Raw genomic sequence first — 19,302 nt, forward strand, 5'->3', positions numbered from 1 at the left:
GATGCGAACGAGGACCGTACCGACCAGGGGCGCCGCGGCGCTGGCAGTGCTGGCGGCCTGCGCGACGGTGCTCGGCGGGGGCGGCCCCTCGGGTGCCGCGCCGGCCGCCGCGAACGACGCACCGCCGGCCGTCCGGCAGACCGCCGTCCAGCAGACCACCGCCCAGCAGACCGGGGAGAAGTCCGGGGAGCAGTCCGACACCTGCGACCCCTACTCCAGCGTGCCGCCGAGCACGGCGGACGGCCCGGCGGTGAACCTCATCAAGGCCAAGCGCAGCCTGGTGATCGGGGTGGACCAGAACAGCTTCCGCTGGGGCGCGCGCAACCCGAACACCGGTCAGATCGAGGGCTTCGACATCGACCTGGCCCGGGCGCTCGGCGCCGCCATCATCGGCGACCCGGACAAGGTGGTGCTCAAGCCGGTGGCCACCGCCGACCGCGTCGACGCCGTCCAGAAGGGGCGGGTCGACCTGATCGTGCGCACCATGACGATCAACTGCGACCGGATGAAGCAGGTCGCCTTCTCCAAGCCGTACTTCAGCATCAGCCAGCGGGTGCTGGTCCCGAAGACCTCCCCGGCGAAGAACCTGGACGAGGCGATCGGCGGCCGGAACGTCTGCGTCGCCAAGGGGTCGACGGCCGCCGACGTCTTCGACCCGAACAAGGGCGGCGCCAAGAAGGACTCCAAGGCCCGCCTGACGGTCGTGGAGAACCAGCTGGACTGCCTGGTCCTGATGCAGCTCGGCAAGGTGGACGCCACCATGACCGACAACGGCCTGGCGGCCGGCCAGGCCGCCCAGGACCAGACGGTGCGGATCGTGGACGGCGACGTCCAGCCGGAGGTGATCGGCATCGCCATGCTCAAGACCAGCCCCGACCTGACCGCCCGGGTCAACCAGGTGCTGGCCGACTACCACGCGAGCGGCGAGTGGGGGCGCAGCTACGACCGCTGGCTCAAGCCGTACATGCTCAACGACGCCGACCACTACTGGCCCGCCCCGCACTGACCGGCCCGGCCGGCGGGCGCGCCGGCGGCACGTCAGCGGCGCGTTGACGCGCGCTTGACGCCCCGCGCCCGCGCCACCGGAACGGCCACCGGCTAGGGTTCGGGACGATCACCGCGGGCAGGTGCCGGTGGTGGACACGGGGGTTGTCGTGGGATCACCCGCCATCGAGCAGGTCGGCGGGACGCTCGCACGCGAGGAAGAAGGAAGGACACCGCGGTGGCGGCATCGGCTGGCCCGGTACTGAACCGGGAGGAGGTGGACCGCGCGCTCGCCCGCCTCGGCGCGGAGCGGGACGCGGTCGAGTCGGCGCTGCTCGCGCTGCAGGACCACCCGGGCCTGCGGCTGCTGGACGGCGCCGACCTGTCCGGGCGGACGCTGGAGCGCTGGTCCGTGGCCGGGAAGGGCCTGCCGCTGCTGTGGGCGCTGTTCGACCGCTACTCGGAGGCGCTGGCCTCCGCACGCGCCGTCCGGGCCCGCAGGGCCAAGCCCGGCGCGAGCGAACTCGCCGAGCTGAGCGAGCTGTTGACCGGCGACGCGGTGACCGTCCCGGGCGGCGCGCTGCCGGACGGCCCGCAACTGCTCGGCGCACCCGCCAAGCTGGTCGAGCGGGTCAGCCTGGACGCGCTGATGGCCCGGATGAACTCCTGGTACGCCACCGTCCTGGAGGTGGTCAGCGCCGCCGACGCCGTCTGGTCGGCGCTGCCCGCCCGGATCGACCTGCTGCTCGCCGAGCTCCAGCGGGTGCAGACCCTGGCCGCCTCGCTCGGCGTCCTGGCCGGCAGCCACCCGCTCGGCGACGACCTGACGGCCCTGGCCGCCGACCTCACCGGGCTGCGCACCGAGGTCCGCGAGGACCCGCTGGCGCTGTGGCGCCCGGCCCGGGTGCCCGCCCAGCGCGGCACCGTGCCGGAGGGCACCGCCTTCGCCACCCCCACCGGCGTGGTGGACACCGAGCGCTTCGACCGCGCCGGGCGGGCGCTGGACGGCATCCGGCTGGAGCTGGAGGACGTGCTGCGGCTGCGCGACGACGCCGAGGAGCGGCTGCAGGGCGTCGGCGACCTGCTGCAGCGGGCCGACGCCACCCTGGCCGAGGCCCGGCGGGCCCGCGGCGAGGTGCTGGCGAAGATAGCCGCCAGCGACGTCCCGGCCGTGCCCGGCCCGGCCTCGGCGCTGCGCGAGCGGATCGTGGCGGCGCTGGATCTGCGCCAGAGCGGCCAGTGGGGCCGGCTGGCACCGCTGCTGGAGGCCCTGGAGGACGCCGCCGCCAAGGAGTTGGCCCGGGCCCGGCAGTCGCTCACCGAGGTGACCCAGCCGCTGGCCGTCCGGGCGGAGCTGCGCGGCCGGCTGGACGCCTACAAGGCGATGGCGGCCCGGCTGCGGGTCGCCGAGGACCCGGAAGTGCTCGAACGGTACGAGAAGGCGCGCTGGCTGCTGTGGAGCGCGCCGTGCGACCTGCGGGCGGCCGCCGCCGCGGTGGCCCGCTTCCAGCAGTCGCTGCGGCCGGCCCAGGCCGAGGCCGTGCAGGAGACGCCACACGACGCGGCCGGCCCGGCGCCGGTCGACGGACAGGTTCAGGGGGGCTGAGGTTGATGGGCGGGACGTGCGTACGGCCGGAGTGCTCCGGCAACGGCATGATCGACGCGGACGGCTACTGCGACGAGTGCGGGCTGGCCCCGGCGGGCGGCGGGACCGCCACCGGCCCGGTCACCGGCAGCGCCGGCAGCACCGCGCCCCCGTCGGCCGCGACGGCCGGCCCCGGCTCGCCCTGCCCCCGGGACTGCTCGGGCAGCATCGACGCGGACGGCTACTGCGACGAGTGCGGCCTGACCGCGCCCGGCGCCGGCACCGGCCCGGTCACCGGCAGCACCCAGCCGTACGTGCCCTCCGCCCGGGTCGCCCCGGACTCCGGCCGCAGCGGCTCGGTCCGCTCGATGTCGGCCCGCACCGGCTCCGCCCGCTCCATGTCCGGCCGCTCCCGCTCGCACCGCTCGACCCGCACCGGCAGCAGCCGCTCGGTCTCGGTGCGCTCCACCCGGGGCAGCGGCACCGCGGGCACCCGCAACCCGCTGGGCGCCGGCCTGGTCACCGTGCCGACGGTGGCGACGGCCGACCCGGCGCAGGCGGTGCTCGTCAACCCCGAGGTGCCCGAGCGCAAGCGGTTCTGCTCCAAGTGCGAGTCCCCGGTGGGGCGGGAGAAGAACGGCCGCCCCGGCCGCCCGGACGGCTTCTGCACCAAGTGCGGCACGCCGTACTCCTTCACGCCCAAGCTGCGCCGCGGCGACCTGGTCGGCGGCCAGTACGAGGTGGTCGGCTGCCTGGCGCACGGCGGCCTGGGCTGGATCTACCTGGCGGTGGACCGCCGGGTCAACGACAAGTGGGTGGTCCTCAAGGGCCTGCTGGACACCGGGGACGAGGACGCGCTGGCCGCGGCCGTCGCCGAGCGGCGCTTCCTGGCCGAGGTCGACCACCCGAGCATCGTGCGGATCATCAACTTCGCCGAGCACCCGGACCTGCGCACCGGCTCCACCGACGGCTACATCGTCATGGAGTACGTCGGCGGCAAGTCGCTCAAGGACATCGCCAACGAGCGCCGCACCCCGGACGGGCGGCGCGAGCCGCTGCCCGTCGAGCAGGCCATCGCGTACGCGCTGGAGGCGCTGCCCGCGCTCGGCTACCTGCACGGCCGCGGCCTGGTCTACTGCGACTTCAAGATCGACAACGTGATCCAGAGCGGCGACGCGCTCAAGATCATCGACATGGGCGCCGTCCGCCGCCTCGACGACGACGGGCCGATCTACGGCACCATCGGCTACCAGGCCCCGGAGATCGCCACCGACGGCCCCTCCCCCGCCTCCGACCTCTACACCGTGGCCCGCACCCTCGCGGTGCTCACCTTCGACTTCCAGGGCTACAGCACCACCTACCGGGACTCGCTGCCCGGCCCGGAGGACGTCGAGGTCTTCGCCCGGTACGAGTCGTACTACCGCTTCCTGGTCCGCGCCACCGACCCCGACCCGGCCCGCCGCTTCGCCTCCGCCGAGGAGATGGCCGACCAGCTCACCGGGGTGCTGCGCGAGGTCCTGGCCCTCCAGGACGGCCGGGCCCGGCCCGCGCTCTCCACCCTCTTCGGCCCCGAACTGCGCGTCGTCGACACCGAGTTGGTGCTGCCCACCGAGCAGCGCGGGCAGCTCCGGCTGGCCCCGCTCGACCCGGCCGCCGCCGCCCTCGCGCTGCCCGTCCCCCGGGTCGACCCGACCGACCCGAACGCCGGCTTCCTCGCCACCCTGCTCGCCACCGACCCCGAGGAGGCGCTCGCCGCCCTCGCCGGCGCCCCCGCCGCCTCGGTCGAGAGCCGGCTGCGCGAACTGCGCGCCCTGCTCGAACTCGGCCGCCACGGCACGGCGACGGCCGAGCTCGCCGAGCTGGAGGCGGAGCACCCGGAGGACTGGCGGGTGGTCTGGTACCGCGGCCTGGCCTCGCTGGTCGGGGCGGCAGCCGAGGGCGCGAGCGGGCAGGCCGCCACTTCCCTGCGGGCCGCCGCCGAGGCCTTCGACGCCGTCTACGACGCCTTCCCCGGCGAGGCCGCGCCCAAGCTCGCCCTGGCCATCTGCGCCGAACTGCTCGGCGACGGCGGCGACGCGGCCGAGTTCTACCGGCTCGTGTGGACCACCGACCCGGCCTACCTGAGCGCCGCCTTCGGCCTCGCCCGGGTCCGCCTCGCCGAGGACGACCGGCCCGCCGCCGTGCGGGTGCTGGAGTCCGTCCCGGCCACCTCCAGCCAGTACACCGCCGCCCGGATCGCCGCCGTCCGCGCCCGCCTGCGCGAACGCCCGGCCACCGACGACCTGGCCGCCGACCTCACCGCCGGCTCCGCCCAGCTGACGGCCCTGCGCCTGGACGACCGGCTCCGCGAGGAGCTGTCGGTCGAGGTGCTGAGCGCCGCCCTCGGCTGGGTCGACGCCACCCCCGAGAACCGCCGGAAGGAGGCCGCCGCCACCGTCGTGCTCGGGCGGCCCGCCGAGGACCGGGAACTGCGCTTCGCCCTGGAACAGTCCTACCGGGTACTCGCCCGGTTGGCCGACCGGGCCGAGACCAGGATCGAGATGGTGGAGCGGGCCAACCGTGCCCGTCCCAGGACGTGGGTGTAGCCGATGCCGCAGCAGACCGAGTGCCCGAGCTGTGCCGAGTCGATGGACCCGGACGACGCCTTCTGCAACCGCTGCGGCGCCGCCCGGGACGGCGGCTCCGCGCCGGGCGCGATGCCCGCCAGCTGGGCCGCCGCCCATGCCGAGGCCGTCCCCGCCCAGCGCGGGCCGGTCTGCGTCCACTGCGGGCAGCCCAGCGTCGCCCCGGACGGCTACTGCGAGGCCTGCGGGGGCGCCCAGCCGCGCCCGCGCGACCACATGGAGAAGGCGCTCGCGGGCGTCGCCGGGGTCAGCGACCGCGGTGTGCGCCACCACCGCAACGAGGACTCCTTCACCGTCGCCGCCACCTCGCTGCCCGGCGGCGAGCCGGTCGTGGTGGCCGTGGTCTGCGACGGCGTCTCCTCCTCCGACCGCCCCGACGAGGCCTCCGAGACCGCCGTCGACGCCGCCTCCGAATCGCTGCTCACCTCCCTGGAGGCCGGCCGCGACCACGAGGACGCGATGCGCCGGGCCATCGCCGACGCCGCGAAGGCCGTCGCCGACCTCGCCGCCGACGGCACCGGGCCCACCCGGCCCGAGGTCAACGCCCCCGCCTGCACCTACGTCAGCGCGATCGCCGCCGGCGGCCGGGTCACCATCGGCTGGGTCGGCGACACCCGGGCCTACTGGATCCCGGACGACCGCGCCGCCGCCGAGCCGTTCCGGCTCACCCAGGACGACTCCTGGGCGGCCCGGATGGTCGAGGCCGGGCTGATGGGCGAGGCCGAGGCCTACGCCGACCCCCGCGCCCACGCCATCACCGGCTGGCTCGGCGCCGACGCCGACGAGGTCGTGCCGCACACCCTCGAGTTCACCCCGCACGTGCCCGGGGTGCTGCTGATCTGCACCGACGGCCTGTGGAACTACGCCGAGGCGGCCACCGACCTGGCCTACTTCGTCCGGCCCGACGCCCGCGCCGAGCCGCTCGCGGCGGCGCAGACCCTGGTCAAGTTCGCGGTCGCCGCCGGCGGCCACGACAACATCACCGTCGCCGTGCTGCCGATCGACCCGCCGCCGGTCGCGATCGAGGAGGTCGAGCAGACGCCCACCGCGCTGGACCTGCCGATCATCAGCCGCCCGGCCGCGCCCGCCGCGCCCGCCGGCCCGGGTACGCGGGCCGAGGACGACGAGGACGACGAGGACTACGAGCCGACCCTCCCGGACCTCCCGGTGATCGGCTCCCCCGCCGCCCCACTGCCCCCGGCACCGCCCGCGCCCCCGGCCGCGCCCGCCGCACCGCCCGTACCGCCCCGGCCCCCGCACCCGCCGACCGCCTGAGCACGCCACGCCCGGACGGCCCGGGGGCCTGACGGCACGAAAGGCCCCCGGCCCGGTGGACCGCCGCCCGGCGGGCCGCCCCACCGACCCGATCACACCCACCACGCATCCGACGGGAGCCGACCGCCCCATGGCCACACTGGCGAAGCCGAACCTGCCCAAGTTCGACGTGGAGATCTTCCAGAACGAGTGCCTCGCCGAAGGCGCCCGCGAGGTCAACGCCATCGTCACCGTCACCGCCACCGGCGGCGGCACCTCCGGCGGCCGCCCGCTCGGCCGCTTCGACGCCGTGCCGCCGGGTGCCGACGCCGCCGCGGCCGTGGTGATCCTGGTCGACTGCTCCGGCTCGATGGACTACCCCAAGACCAAGATCAACGGCGCCCGCGAGGCCACCGCCGCCGCCATCGACGCGGTGCGCGACGGCACCGCCTTCGCCGTCGTCGCCGGCACCCACGAGGCCCGCGACATCTACCCGGGCGACGGCACCCTGGCGATCGCCTCCGCCGCCACCCGCGACCAGGCCAAGGAGTCGCTGCGCCGGCTCACCGCCGCCGGCGGCACCGCCATGGGCACCTGGCTGACCAAGGCCGACCAGCTCTTCCTGACCCGCCGCGAGATCGCCATCCGGCACGCCATCCTGCTCACCGACGGCAACAACGAGCACGAGTCGGCCGAGGACCTGGCCCGCACCGTCGAGCGGGTCACCGGCCACTTCACCGCCGACTGCCGCGGCGTCGGCACCGACTGGCGGATCGACGAGCTGCGCAAGATCTCCTCCGCGCTGCTCGGCACCACCGACATCGTCGCCGAACCCTCCGGCCTGGCCGAGGACTTCCGCTCGATGATGGCCGGCGCGATGGGCAAGCAGGTCGCCGACGTCGCGCTGCGGATCTGGACCCCGGCCAACGCCACCGTCAAGTTCGTCAAGCAGGTCGCCCCCTCGGTCGAGGACCTGACCGCCCGCCGCACCGAGGCCGGGCCCCGGGCCGGCGACTACCCCACCGGCTCCTGGGGCGACGAGAGCCGCGACTACCACGTCTGCGTCGAGGTCCCGGCCGCCTCGATCGGCAACGAGATGCTCGCCGCCCGGATCAGCCTGGTGCTGCCCCCGCAGGTCGGCGGCGGCACCCCCGAGGTGCTCTCCCAGGGCCTGGTCAAGGCCGTCTGGACGGACGACCTGGCCGCCTCCACCCGGATCAGCCCGCAGGTCGCCCACTACACCGGGCAGGCCGTGCTGGCCTCCTCCATCCAGGAGGGCCTGGAGGCCCACCGGGCCGGGGACGTCGACACCGCGACGGCCAAGCTGGGCGCCGCCGTCCGGATCGCGCACGAGACCGGCAACGAGGGCACGTACAAGCTGCTCCAGAAGGTGGTCGACGTCGTCGACCCCAAGGAGGGTACGGTTCGGTTCCGTAAGAACGTGAGCGAGGCCGACTCGATGACCCTTGAGACCCGGTCGACCAAGACAGTGCGTGTGAAGAAGTGACCGCTGAAGACGTGGCCGGGCCGACGGCCCGGCGCGACGCCGCCCCGATCCGGCTCGACGCGCTCGAAGTGAGGGGGACCTGATGCCGATCTGCCCGAGGGGCCACGAGTCGCAGGCCGAGGACTGGTGCGACTTCTGCGGCTTTCCCATGACGCCGCCGCCACCGGCCCCGCCCGGGGCCCACGGCGGCCACCCCGCGCCCGGCGCGCCCTACGGCGCCCCGGTGCCCCCGCCGATGCCGCCGCCGTCGGCCTACCCTCCGCCGCAGCCCGGCGCGGTGCCGCCGCCCGGGGCCGTACCGCCTCCCCCGGCGGGCCACGGCTTCCCGGACCTCACCGAGGGCCTGGCCCTGTGCCCGATCTGCCGCAGCCCGCAGACCGGCCGGTTCTGCGAGGAGTGCGGCTACGACTACGAGCTGTCCACGCCCTCGCGCCGCCAGCCGCCGCCCACCGGCATGCCCGCGCCCGCGCCCGGGCCGGCCCAGCCGCCGCCGCTGAACATCCCGGAGGCGTACGGCGGCACGGCGCAGCCGCAGCCCGTCCAACACCAGCAGCCCGTCCCGCACCCGCAGCCCGTCCAGCAGCCGCCGGCGGCCCCGCCGCAGCCGGACGCCGCGCAGCACCCGCACATCTACGGCTACCCGCCGCCGGAGGGCGCCTTCCCGGACGCCGTGCTGGGCTCGGACTCCGGCCCGGTCTACGCCGGACAGCCGGCCGGGCCGCCCGCCGGACAGCCCGCGCCCAACCGCGACTACGGCACGTCCTTCCACCTCGCCCCGCCGCAGCCCCAGCCCCAGCCGCAGCCGCAGCCGCAGGGCCAGCCGGAGCCCGCGCCGACCGAGCCCCTGCGGGCCAACTGGATCGCCGTGGTCGCCGCCGACCGCGACTACTTCACCGAGATGATGACCCGCAGCGGCCCCGAGGCGGCCGGCCTGTTCTTCCCGCCGTACTGCCCCGAGCGGCGCATCCCGCTGACCGGCCGCGGCCAGCTGCGGATCGGGCGGCGCAGCCAGCACCGCGGCACCGTGCCCGAGATCGACCTGTCGGTGCCCCCGGAGGACCCGGGCGCCTCGCACCAGCACGCGCTGCTCGCCGAACAGGCGGACGGCAGCTGGGTCCTGGTGGACCAGGACTCGACCAACGGCACCACCGTCAACGGCGGCGCCGAGCCGATCGCCCCGCACACCGCGGTGCCCCTGAACGACGGCGACCGGATCCACATCGGCGCCTGGACGACCATCACGGTGCACCGCGCCTGACCGCCCTCTTGAGGGCCAGTCAGCGACAACTCCGGCCGGGCCGGGCGGAATTCACTTTCCGCCCGGCCCGGCCGCTTTCGCCCCCACCCTCAAGGAATCCCCAAATCCCCAGTCCCCGATGTGCACAAACGCGCTCGGGAGCCCTATTCTCAGGGCACATGACTGCAGCTATATCCGCTGACGGCATCCGTCAGCGGTACGGGGATGTGCAGGCTGTCGACGGGGTGTCACTGACCGTCGAGGCCGGCGAATTTTACGGAATCCTGGGCCCGAACGGCGCCGGGAAGACCACCACGATGGAAATCCTGGAGGGGGTCCGCAAGCCCGACGAGGGCCGGATCGAGCTCCTGGGGATGGCGCCCTGGCCGCGCAATCCGAAGCTGCTGCCGCGCATCGGCGTGCAGTTCCAGGCCTCCGCGTTCTTCCGCAAGTTGACGGCCCGGGAGACCATCCGCACCTTCGCGTCGTTCTACGGGGTCGGCCCCAAGCGGGCCGACGCGATGCTGGAGCGGGTCGGCCTCGCCGACAAGTCCGAGACGCTCACCGACCAGATGTCCGGCGGCCAGGCCCAGCGCCTGTCGATCGCCTGCGCCCTCGCCCACGACCCGGAGCTCGTCTTCCTCGACGAGCCCACCACCGGCCTCGACCCGCAGGCCCGCCGCAACCTCTGGGACCTCCTGCGCGACATCAACGCCGAGGGCCGCACCGTCGTCCTGACGACCCACTACCTGGACGAGGCCGAGGTGCTCTGCGACCGGGTCTCGATCATGGACCACGGGAAGATCCTGCACACCGGCGCCCCGGCGGCGCTGATCCGCGAGATCGACGACACCGTCCGGATCAGCGTGGCCTCCGGCCAGCTGTCGCTCGAGCGGGCCCGCGAGCTGCTGACCGCGGCCGGCGCCGACCTCGCCACCCTGGAGGACGACACCGTCACGCTGTCCGTCTCCACCCGGCTCCCGGCCCCGGTGCTCAGCGTGCTGGCCGAGCAGAACGCGCTGCGCGGCCTCGAGGTGCGCGGTGCCACCCTGGAGGACGTCTTCCTCCAGCTCACCGGACGGGAGTTCCGCGCATGACCGCCACCACCCCCACCACGCCGAAGGCACCCGCCCCGCGCGGCACCTCGGCCGACGCCGGCGGGCGGGAGCGGGTCAGCGCGTTCTGGAGCCTGTCCCGCGCGATGCTGCTCGGCATGAAGCGCGACCGCACCGCGACGTTCTTCATCCTGCTCTTCCCGCTGGTCTTCCTGGTGTTCTTCGGCGCCGTCAGCAAGGGCGACCACAGCCCGCACGCCAAGGTGGCGCAGGTCGGCGCGGTGAAGCTGTTCGACTCGATCCAGGGCCCGGACCGGGCCGGCCTGGACAAGGTCCTCACCATCACCCACACCGACGACGAGGCCGCCACGCTGGAGAAGGTCCGCAAGGGCGACTTCGACGCGCTGATCAAGCAGGGCGCGGACGGCAAGGTCGAACTGCGCTTCACCGCGGCCGACCAGGTCCGCGCCGGCGCCCTCCAGGGCATCCTCAACTCGGTGGTCCAGGAGGCCAACCAGGCGGCCACCGGCCAGAAGCCGGCCTACGTGCTGGACTCCCAGCAGGTCGAGGACAAGTCGCTCAAGCCGATCCAGTTCCTCACCCCGGGCCTGCTCGGCTGGGCCGTCGCCACCGGCGCGGTCTTCGGCGCCGCGCTGACGCTGGTCAACTGGCGCAAGAGCAAGGTGCTGCGCCGCCTGCGGCTCGCCCCGATCAGCGCCGGCACGGTGGTCAGCTCCCGGATCCTGGTCTCCCTGGTGACGGCGCTCCTGCAGACCACCGTCTTCGTGGTGGTCGCGACGAGCTTCTTCGGGCTCAAGCTCACCGGCAACTGGTGGCTGATCATCCCGCTGGTCGCCTGCGCGACCCTCGCCTTCATGTCGATCGGCCTGCTGGCCGGCTCGGTCGCCAAGACCGAGGAGGCGGCGAGCGGCATCTCGCAGGTCATCGTCCTGCCGATGTCCTTCCTCTCGGGCTCCTTCTTCCCGATGGACGGCGCTCCGGGCTGGCTGAAGACCGTCTCCGAGTTCATGCCGCTGCACTACCTGGTCAGCAGCGCGCAGTCGGTCCTCACCCGCGGCGGCGGCGTCATGGACGCCCTCCCCACCATGGGCGGCCTGCTGCTCTTCGCGGCCGTGCTGACCGGCATCTCCTGGAAGCTGTTCAAGTGGGAGGACGCGTAGCCGTCACCCGCTGAATCCGCGAGCGCGCGGGGTCGTACGCCTTTGGTCCTGGTGTACGGCCCCGCCGGCGTCTGCGACCATGGTCGGGTGAAAGAGATCCGGCGTGGCACGTTCAGCGAGGAGACCTTCTTCGACCAGGTCGGTGGCGAGCCGACCTTCCGGCGGCTGGCCCGGCGCTTCTACGAGGGCGTCGCCGGGGACGAGCTGCTGCGGCCGATGTACCCCGAGGAGGACCTCGGCCCGGCCGAGGAGCGGATGGCGCTGTTCCTGATGCAGTACTGGGGCGGCCCGAACACCTACAGCGAGCGGCGCGGGCACCCGCGACTGCGGATGCGGCACGTGCCGTTCAAGGTGGACAAGGCCGCGCACGACGCGTGGCTCACCCACATGCGCGCGGCCGTGGCGAGCCTGGAGCTGCCCGCCGAGCACGAGCGGCAGCTGCTGGACTACCTCGCCTACGCGGCCGCCTCGATGATCAACACCCCGGGCTGAGCCCCGGCCGGCCGTGGCACAGGCCGATCCTCGACCGCCCGAGCGGCCGGACTACCTGCGCGGCCGGACTACCTGAGCGGGCTGAGCCCGAGCCCCGCGCCCGGCGCGGCCGCGGTGCGCAGCACCACCGATCCGGCCGGGGCGCTCAGCCGCAGCCAGCCGCCCGCCCGGTGCGCGGTGAGCGGGGCGCCGGGCTTCAGGAAGCCGATCACGTAGGCGGCGTGCACCGCCCGCAGCGGCAGCTCCGGCAGCACTCCGACCGGGCGGGACCAGATCTCGTCGGCCAGCCCGTCCAGCACCGCGCGGGTGCGATGGTGGGCCGGGACGGCCTCGCTGCGCTCGCGGAACTCCCGGACGCCGGCCATCAGTTCGGGGTACACCTCGGCCACCGGCGGGGCGCCGACCGGCCGCCAGCCGGTGCGCGGCGGCAGCAGGCCGGCCCAGGCCGGGCCGGTCACCGGGGCGGGCAGCGCGACGGCGCCGGTCTCCGCGTCCACGCCGTCCAGCAGTTGCCCGGCCGAGACGGTGAGGTCCACCGGCTCGTCGAGGCCGCCGAGCCGCGCGGTGCGGATCGCCAGCGCGCCGGAGCCGCCCAGCGGCAGCCGTCCGAACACCGCCAGCACGCCGTCGCGGCCCTCCTCCGATGCCTGGCCGACCGCCTGCAGCCGCACGACCGCCGCCTTGTCGAAGCGCAGCAGGCGCAGCAGGAAGGCGGAGAGGTCGGCGGCCTCCCGGGTGTCGGTGAGGGCGAGGCGGGCGGTGACGGTCAACGCGGCTCAGCTCGAATCGTCGTGGGGGGTGTTTCGCGTGGTGCGGGGCGTACGACTTCAGACTGCCGCGACGGCGGGCTCCGCGTCCATGAACCGGGACAGGAACTCCCGCTCCACCGGCGTGATCCGGCGCGGCCGGCCCTCGGCCAGGTCGTAGGGGACGACCACGGTGGAGGCGCGGACGTACACCGTCTCGCTGCCGTCCTCGTGGGTGTCCTTGATCTCGTAGGTGACGGTCAGCGAGGCGCTGCCGATGTGCGTCACCCGGGTCTCGATGGTGACCGGCTCGGGCCGGTGCACCAGCGGACGCTTGTAGTCGATCTCGTGGCGGGCCACCACCGAGCCGCCCGCGAACTCCCCGGCACCGGCCTCGGCGGCCTGGGTGAACATGAAGTCGATGCGGGCCTCCTCCAGGTAGCGCAGGAAGACCACGTTGTTGACGTGCCCGAAGGCGTCCATGTCGGACCAGCGCAGCGGGCAGGCGTAGATGTGGCGGGCCACGGATGTTCTCCTCGGTGTCCGTTCGCCCGCCGCCGTACGTCGGTGACGGGCCGCGGCCCGGCAGGCCGCCCCGGAGGGCAGTCTGCCGGGCCGTTGTGACAGCTGGATGTCAGCCTCGGGTCAGCTTCTTGTAGGTGGCCCGGTGCGGGCGGGCGGCGTCGGCGCCCAGCCGCTCGATCTTGTTCTTCTCGTACGACTCGAAGTTGCCCTCGAACCAGAACCACTTGCTCTCGCCCTCGTAGGCGAGGATGTGGGTGGCCACTCGGTCCAGGAACCAGCGGTCGTGGGAGATGACCACGGCGCAGCCGGGGAACTCCAGCAGGGCGTTCTCCAGCGAGGAGAGCGTCTCGACGTCGAGGTCGTTGGTGGGCTCGTCGAGGAGCAGCAGGTTGCCGCCCTGCTTGAGGGTGAGCGCCAGGTTCAGGCGGTTGCGCTCACCGCCGGAGAGCACGCCGGCCGGCTTCTGCTGGTCCGGGCCCTTGAAGCCGAAGGCCGACACGTAGGCGCGGGACGGCATCTCGACCTGGCCGACGTTGATCCAGTCCAGACCGTCCGACACGACCTCCCAGAGGGTCTTCTTCGGGTCGATGTTGGCGCGGCTCTGGTCGACGTAGCTGATCTTGACGGTCTCGCCGACCTTGACCTTGCCGGAGTCCGGGGTCTCCAGGTCCTGGAGCATCTTGAACAGCGTGGTCTTGCCGGCGCCGTTCGGGCCGATGATGCCGACGATGCCGTTGCGCGGCAGGGTGAAGCTGAGGTCGTCGATCAGGACCTTCTCGCCGAAGGCCTTGTTGAGGTTCTCGACCTCGATGACGACGTTGCCCAGGCGCGGGCCCGGCGGGATCTGGATCTCCTCGAAGTCCAGCTTCCGCATCTTGTCGGCCTCGGCCGCCATCTCCTCGTAACGGGCGAGGCGGGCCTTGGACTTGGCCTGGCGGCCCTTGGCGTTGGAGCGGACCCACTCCAGCTCTTCCTTGAGCCGCTTGGCGCGCTTGGCGTCCTTCTGGCCCTCGACCTTGAGACGGGACTGCTTGGTCTCGAGGTAGGTGGAGTAGTTGCCCTCGTACGGGTAGGCGCGGCCGCGGTCGAGCTCCAGGATCCACTCGGCCACGTGGTCGAGGAAGTACCGGTCGTGGGTGACGGCCACGACGGTGCCCTTGTACTTGGCCAGGTGCTGCTCCAGCCAGTTCACCGACTCGGCGTCGAGGTGGTTGGTGGGCTCGTCGAGCAGCAGCAGGTCGGGGGCCTCCAGCAGCAGCTTGCAGAGCGCGACGCGGCGCTTCTCGCCACCGGAGAGCTTGGTGACCGCCCAGTCGCCGGGCGGGCAGCCCAGGGCGTCCATGGCCTGCTCCAGCTGGGCGTCCAGGTCCCAGGCCTCGGCGTGGTCCAGCTCCTCCTGGAGCTTGCCCATCTCCTCGAGGAGGGCGTCCGAGTAGTCGGTCGCCATCAGCTCGGCGATCTCGTTGAAGCGGTCGAGCTTCCCCTTGATCTCCTTGACGCCGTCCTGCACGTTCTCCAGGACGGTCTTCGTCTCGTCGAGCGGCGGCTCCTGGAGCAGCATGCCGACGGTGAAGCCGGGCGAGAGGAAGGCGTCGCCGTTGGAGGGGTGCTCCAGGCCGGCCATCATCTTGAGCACGGTGGACTTACCGGCACCGTTGGGGCCCACGACGCCGATCTTCGCTCCGGGGAGGAAGCTGAGCGTCACGTCGTCAAGGATGACCTTGTCTCCGTGAGCCTTGCGCACCTTGCGCATCGTGTAGATGTATTCCGCCACGTGAGATCGCTCCGGCGTCGTCGGGAGTAATTCGGCTTGCAGCCTTCCATTGTGCCGCACCCGGCCGGGAGCCCCGAACCGCCGGGGTGCCCCTCGGGGGTATCCCGGCCCGTGGGTTGAGGAGCGCCGCGCCGACGCCCCCACGGCAACGCGAACGGCCCGGCTCCCCGCAGCGGATGCGGGGAGCCGGGCCGTCGTTCCGCCTCAGGGGTCCGAGGAGGTCAGTGCCTCCGGGCCGGGCTCAGGCGCTTCAGGCGCTTCAGGCGGTGGTGCGACCGTGGCGGCCACGGCGGCGCAGGAAGAAGACCGAGGCGCCACCGGCGACGACCAGGGCACCGGCGACACCGGCGATGATCGGGGTGTTGCTGCTGGCACCGGTCTGGGCCAGGCCACCGGTGCCGGGGGCGGCGCTGGTGGTCGACGGGGCCGGGTGGGCGGCCGCGGTGGACGGACCGGCGGTCGGGGTGCCGGTCGCGGCCGGGGTGGTCGGGGCGCCGGTCGGCGTCACGCCGGTCTTGCAGTCGAGGGTGCCGGTGAAGGTCTTGGTGTAGCCGTTCGGGCCGGCCACCGCGATCTCGTAGTGGGCCTTCTCGGCGACCTTGACCAGCACGTTCTCGCTCTTGCCCGGCTGGACGGTCACCTGCTGCTTGCCGACCGTGACGGTCGCGGGCTGGTCACCGGTGTTGTTGACGGTGACGCGCACGCCGCCGTTGGCGCACTCGACCTTGGCGCTGCTGTCGACCAGCGCGCCGGTGCCCTGCTTCCAGGTGGCCTTGGCCTCGGCCGCGACGCTGACCTTGATGGAGTCGGCCAGGATCATGGTCTGGCTGTGGTTGCCCGCGTCGTCCAGGTCGCTCATGAAGACCCGGCCGCTGAGCACGCTGGTGTCGGCGCTGGCGCTGAGCGCGGCCTTGCCGTCCGGGGTGCCGGCCGGCACGTCCAGGAACAGCTGGGTGTCCTTGCCGATCGGGCCGGTCAGGGCGCCGCTGACGGCCTTGCCGTCCTTGTCGAGCACCTTGATCTTGTCGGCCGCGTCGCCGGAGACGGCCAGCTTCACCGCGTTGGCGCTGGAGTTCAGCACGAACGGGCCGAGCTTGCCGCCGGCCTTGCCGGTGACGGAGTCCGGGGTGAGCGTCAGCGAGGGCTTCGGCTCGGCCGCGACGCCCTTGTTGGCGTCGCCGGTCAGGTAGTCGCGCAGCTTCTTGGCGTGCTCGTTGCGCGGGGTCGCGGTCTTGCCGTCCGAGAACTTCCAGATCGCGGTCTGGGTGCCGGCGGCGGCGTCCTCCTCGGACAGGTCCGCGTCGCCGATGGCGTCCCGCAGCTTGGCCAGCTGGACGTGCGGGTACGAGTTGTCCAGGATCCAGCGGATCTGGGGGGCGTTCGCGTTGCTGTTGAGGGAGCTGGCCGACCAGTCCGCCTCGTGGTACTTCGCACCACTGTTCAGGTAGACCGGGTTGTCGAAGTCGATGCAGTAGGTGCGCAGCTCCTCGCCCGACGCCGTCTTGAGGGTGAACAGGCCGGCGTCGACCGCACCCTTGCCCTCGACGTCGACCTTCTCGCCGAACATCTTGTTCTGCACCACCGCGGTGACGCCCGCGCCGGGGCCGTCCGCCGCGACCGCCGCACCGGCCGCGAGCAGGCCACCACCCAGCGCAACGCTGGTCGTGAGCATGACAGTGGTTATGCGGGTCAGACTCCGCTTCTGCCTCTGGACCATCAGGAATCCCTCCGGGACGGGCTCGGCCCGAGGGGCGGCCCGCCGACTTTCCATGCCGCACGCGCCCCCTGTGGCGCTGTCGCGGGGTTTGAAACCAGACGAATCCTATTGAGCCTCAGAGGCCCCGAAACCCCCATGCGAAATCCGAACGATTCCGTATCTGGATCGTTATCAATCCTCCCAGGATCCACACAAGCTGACACCATGCCAGAAACTCGGTGCCGCTTTCCTTGATCGGTCCGGAATGCGCGTGCGGACGCAATGGCCTTCTCGATCAACATATTTGTCGACAGGGCGGGTCGTCGCCCCGTCAGCTCCGCTTCCCTTCCGCCCCACCTCCCCGCTCCCTCTCGGACACCGCGCCGGGCTCCGCCGCCGGCTTCCCGGCCGCCCCGGACGCCACCCCCGACGCCGCCGCGGATGCCGCCCCTGCCGCCGTCACGGATGCCGCCACCGACCCTGCCGGCACCGCCGGTTCGGCCCCCGCCGCACCCGTCGACGGCGCCGCCGCCGCGCCCCTGCGGCCCTCCAGGGCGTTCACGATCCACCCGGGCACCGCTTCGCCACCGGCCCCCGATCCGGCCGCCCCGCCCGGCGCGAGCGCGCCCGGCGGATGCCCGCGCACCCCGACCGCCCAACGGAAGGCCGCGGTACCGCGGGTGAGGTCGTGTCCGACCGACCGGGCGTCGATCTCCGCCCGACTGCGCCGCACCTCACCCTGCGTCCACTCCCGCACCTTCAGCCGGCCACTCACCAGCACCGGATCCCCCCGCGACAGCGAGCCGATCAGGTTCACCGCGAGCGCCCGCCAGGCCGTCACTGTGAGCCACTGCGTCTCGCCGTCGACCCAGCACTCGCGCTCCCGGTCGTACCGCCGCTCGGTGCAGCCGAGCCGGAAACTGGCCATCGGCACGCCACTGCCGGTTTCCCCGTAGCTCACTTCGCTCGCGACATTGCCGAGCAGCGTCACATGCGTCTCGTTCACAGCGCACTCTCCGTTCTCGCCGATGCACCGTACGGAATCGAGCGGTGCGAGAGGAGAGTGCGTCGCGGGGGGAATTCCGGCGATGGACTTCCGAAATCCTGTGGACAACTCGTAGGCCACTCGGCACATTCCGATAGTCACTGTCACTCGCAGGGGTGAATTTCAGCCTTTGGCCGCCGCCCGGACCCCCGACTCCTCGCGGCCATGACAACAAACCACCTGCTCCGTGACCCGGCCGACGCCTCCCGGAACGTGCCCGGGAACGCCCCCGAACGGCCGTCCGCGCACGTCAATCGACCGCGGCAACCCGAATACGACCCCCCACCCGCACCGGTGGCGACGCATTCTCCGTGTCGAATCCATAACGGGTGGGGCGGCAGCCCCGTAACGACTGCACAACGTCCGGCCCGGAACATCGCCAGACCGCTGCACGCACGGCCTTCACCTGCGATTATCGGACCGCTCCACCGAACCGACACACCAACGGCGGTGCTGTCACACCCGGCCCGGCAACTGGACACCCTTATCCTGTCCCCGACAGGGCGAGGGCCCACCAACCCCCACCCCCACACCCCTCAGGCACGGGGCCGGACGCGCGCGCACCAGCGCTCGCCATCCGAACCCGGCCACGGTCACGCCCGCCCGGCGCGATCCGTCCCGCCCCCATAGCTCAGCGGATAGAGCACCCGCCTTCTAAGCGGTAGGTCGCAGGTTCGAATCCTGCTGGGGGCGCCACCCGAGAATTCCCGCAGGCAGCCCCGCGGATGGATACTCTCCGTAGCCAATTCGGCTCTCCCGGTCATCTCCCGGACCAATCGCTTCAGCACCCTCCGACCGTGCGCCGGCCGCGCGCCCGGCGCACCCGAATCGTCACTTTGCGTATCGATCCCGTCGTGAGAGCGGCCCGGCCGCACCGTCCGGGAACCGGTCAGCGGGCCAGCGTCGCCAGGTGCCCGTCCAGCAGCGCGACCTGCCGCTCGGCCGGGAACTCCCCGGGCGCGAACAGTGCCTGCACGACCAGGCCGAGCGCGAAGGCCTGCGCCCCGGCGGCGAGGTCCGCGGGATCGGCGTCCGCCGGGAGCTCGCCGAGCCGCTGGGCCTCCACCACGTGCGCCGTCAGCGCCTCCCGCGAGCGCCCGTAGCGGCCCGCGTGCGCCAGCGCGAGGTCCGGGTCGGCCAGCGCGACGTCCCAGGAGCCGACCCAGATCCGGTTGCCGGCCACGGCGGCGCCGTCCAGCGGCAGCACGTCCAGCAGCGCCGCGCGCAGCCGGGCCAGGCCGGGCGGCGGCGGGGGGCTGCCGTCCGCCGGGGCGGCGCGCCGGGGCCGGGTGGCGGAGCGGCGGTCCAGCTCCTCCAGCGCGTGGCTGAGCAGGGCCTTCTTGTTCGGGAAGTAGTGCGTCAGCAGCCCGGTGGAGGCCCCAAGTTCGGCGGCCACGGCGCGCAGCGTGAGGCCTTCAAAGCCCCGGGTGGACAGCACCCGCCACACCCCCTCGGAGACTTCCGAGCGGCGGGCGTCATGGTCTCCACGGGCTGGCGTCATGGGGGCTATCGTACATACCAAACGTTTGTTATGAATGGTTCCGAGCACCGCGCGGTCCCCGACCGCCGGATGGCTCCCCCGACCGTTCCGCCCCAC

The 19,302-nt window shown here is 73.3% G+C and carries 15 protein-coding genes and 1 tRNA gene; 10 read left to right on the top strand and 6 right to left on the bottom strand.

What is annotated here, in order from left to right; all coding sequences use genetic code 11:
• Position 1: 1 nt before the first annotated feature.
• The 9 genes from AB2U05_RS09610 (at position 2) to AB2U05_RS09650 (ending at position 11,919) form a co-directional block, all read left to right on the top strand.
• Entirely contained in the window at positions 2-1,006 is a 1,005-nt protein-coding gene (locus tag AB2U05_RS09610) for a glutamate ABC transporter substrate-binding protein (RefSeq protein ID WP_369183021.1), read from the top strand.
• 216 nt (positions 1,007-1,222) lie between these two features.
• Positions 1,223-2,590, top strand: coding sequence for a hypothetical protein (locus AB2U05_RS09615; protein WP_063773453.1), 1,368 nt, complete (start codon positions 1,223-1,225; stop codon positions 2,588-2,590).
• A 5-nt stretch (positions 2,591-2,595) separates the two neighbouring features.
• Positions 2,596-5,154 carry a tetratricopeptide repeat protein gene (locus tag AB2U05_RS09620; protein ID WP_369183022.1) on the top strand — a complete coding sequence of 853 codons (2,559 nt, stop codon included), beginning with the start codon at positions 2,596-2,598 and terminating at the stop codon, positions 5,152-5,154.
• Between the two features lie 3 nt (positions 5,155-5,157).
• Positions 5,158-6,468, top strand: coding sequence for a protein phosphatase 2C domain-containing protein (locus tag AB2U05_RS09625; RefSeq protein WP_369183023.1), 1,311 nt, complete (start codon positions 5,158-5,160; stop codon positions 6,466-6,468).
• 130 nt (positions 6,469-6,598) lie between these two features.
• Positions 6,599-7,954, top strand: a complete 1,356-nt coding sequence (locus tag AB2U05_RS09630; protein ID WP_045692844.1) for a VWA domain-containing protein — start codon at positions 6,599-6,601, stop codon at positions 7,952-7,954.
• Positions 7,955-8,036: 82 nt separating this feature from the next.
• Positions 8,037-9,212, top strand: a complete 1,176-nt coding sequence (locus AB2U05_RS09635) for an FHA domain-containing protein (protein ID WP_369183024.1) — start codon at positions 8,037-8,039, stop codon at positions 9,210-9,212.
• A gap of 158 nt (positions 9,213-9,370) precedes the next feature.
• Positions 9,371-10,288, top strand: a complete 918-nt coding sequence (locus AB2U05_RS09640; protein WP_045692771.1) for an ABC transporter ATP-binding protein — start codon at positions 9,371-9,373, stop codon at positions 10,286-10,288.
• Entirely contained in the window at positions 10,285-11,427 is a 1,143-nt protein-coding gene (locus AB2U05_RS09645; protein ID WP_369183025.1) for an ABC transporter permease, read from the top strand. Before AB2U05_RS09640 ends, AB2U05_RS09645 begins: the two co-directional genes overlap by 4 nt.
• Positions 11,428-11,514: 87 nt before the next feature.
• On the top strand, positions 11,515-11,919 hold the full coding sequence (locus AB2U05_RS09650; protein WP_369183026.1) for a globin: 405 nt from the start codon (positions 11,515-11,517) through the stop codon (positions 11,917-11,919).
• A gap of 68 nt (positions 11,920-11,987) precedes the next feature.
• Here AB2U05_RS09650 and AB2U05_RS09655 read toward each other — a convergent pair whose 3' ends face one another.
• From AB2U05_RS09655 to AB2U05_RS09675, 5 genes are all read right to left on the bottom strand, one after another.
• Entirely contained in the window at positions 11,988-12,689 is a 702-nt protein-coding gene (locus AB2U05_RS09655) for a hypothetical protein (protein WP_045692770.1), read from the bottom strand.
• A gap of 57 nt (positions 12,690-12,746) precedes the next feature.
• Positions 12,747-13,190: a thioesterase family protein gene (locus tag AB2U05_RS09660; protein ID WP_045692769.1), complete on the bottom strand. Its 444-nt coding sequence runs from the start codon at positions 13,188-13,190 to the stop codon at positions 12,747-12,749.
• A gap of 109 nt (positions 13,191-13,299) precedes the next feature.
• Positions 13,300-14,964: an energy-dependent translational throttle protein EttA gene (ettA, locus tag AB2U05_RS09665; protein ID WP_045692768.1), complete on the bottom strand. Its 1,665-nt coding sequence runs from the start codon at positions 14,962-14,964 to the stop codon at positions 13,300-13,302.
• A gap of 259 nt (positions 14,965-15,223) precedes the next feature.
• Positions 15,224-16,636 carry a Cys-Gln thioester bond-forming surface protein gene (locus tag AB2U05_RS09670; protein WP_052707145.1) on the bottom strand — a complete coding sequence of 471 codons (1,413 nt, stop codon included), beginning with the start codon at positions 16,634-16,636 and terminating at the stop codon, positions 15,224-15,226.
• 355 nt (positions 16,637-16,991) lie between these two features.
• The gene (locus tag AB2U05_RS09675; RefSeq protein WP_369183027.1) at positions 16,992-17,666 is read right to left on the bottom strand and encodes a single-stranded DNA-binding protein; all 675 of its coding nucleotides are present in this window, start codon (positions 17,664-17,666) and stop codon (positions 16,992-16,994) included.
• Positions 17,667-18,325: 659 nt separating this feature from the next.
• Here AB2U05_RS09675 and AB2U05_RS09680 point away from each other — a divergent pair.
• Positions 18,326-18,401: transfer RNA gene (locus AB2U05_RS09680), tRNA-Arg, on the top strand.
• A gap of 193 nt (positions 18,402-18,594) precedes the next feature.
• Here the strand turns inward: AB2U05_RS09680 and AB2U05_RS09685 are convergent.
• Positions 18,595-19,206 carry a TetR/AcrR family transcriptional regulator gene (locus AB2U05_RS09685; RefSeq protein ID WP_369183028.1) on the bottom strand — a complete coding sequence of 204 codons (612 nt, stop codon included), beginning with the start codon at positions 19,204-19,206 and terminating at the stop codon, positions 18,595-18,597.
• Between the last annotated feature and the right edge of the window lie 96 nt (positions 19,207-19,302).

Origin of the sequence: Streptomyces sp. Y1, from assembly GCF_041053115.1 — a bacterium.
GTDB lineage: Bacteria > Actinomycetota > Actinomycetes > Streptomycetales > Streptomycetaceae > Kitasatospora > Kitasatospora rubellomurina.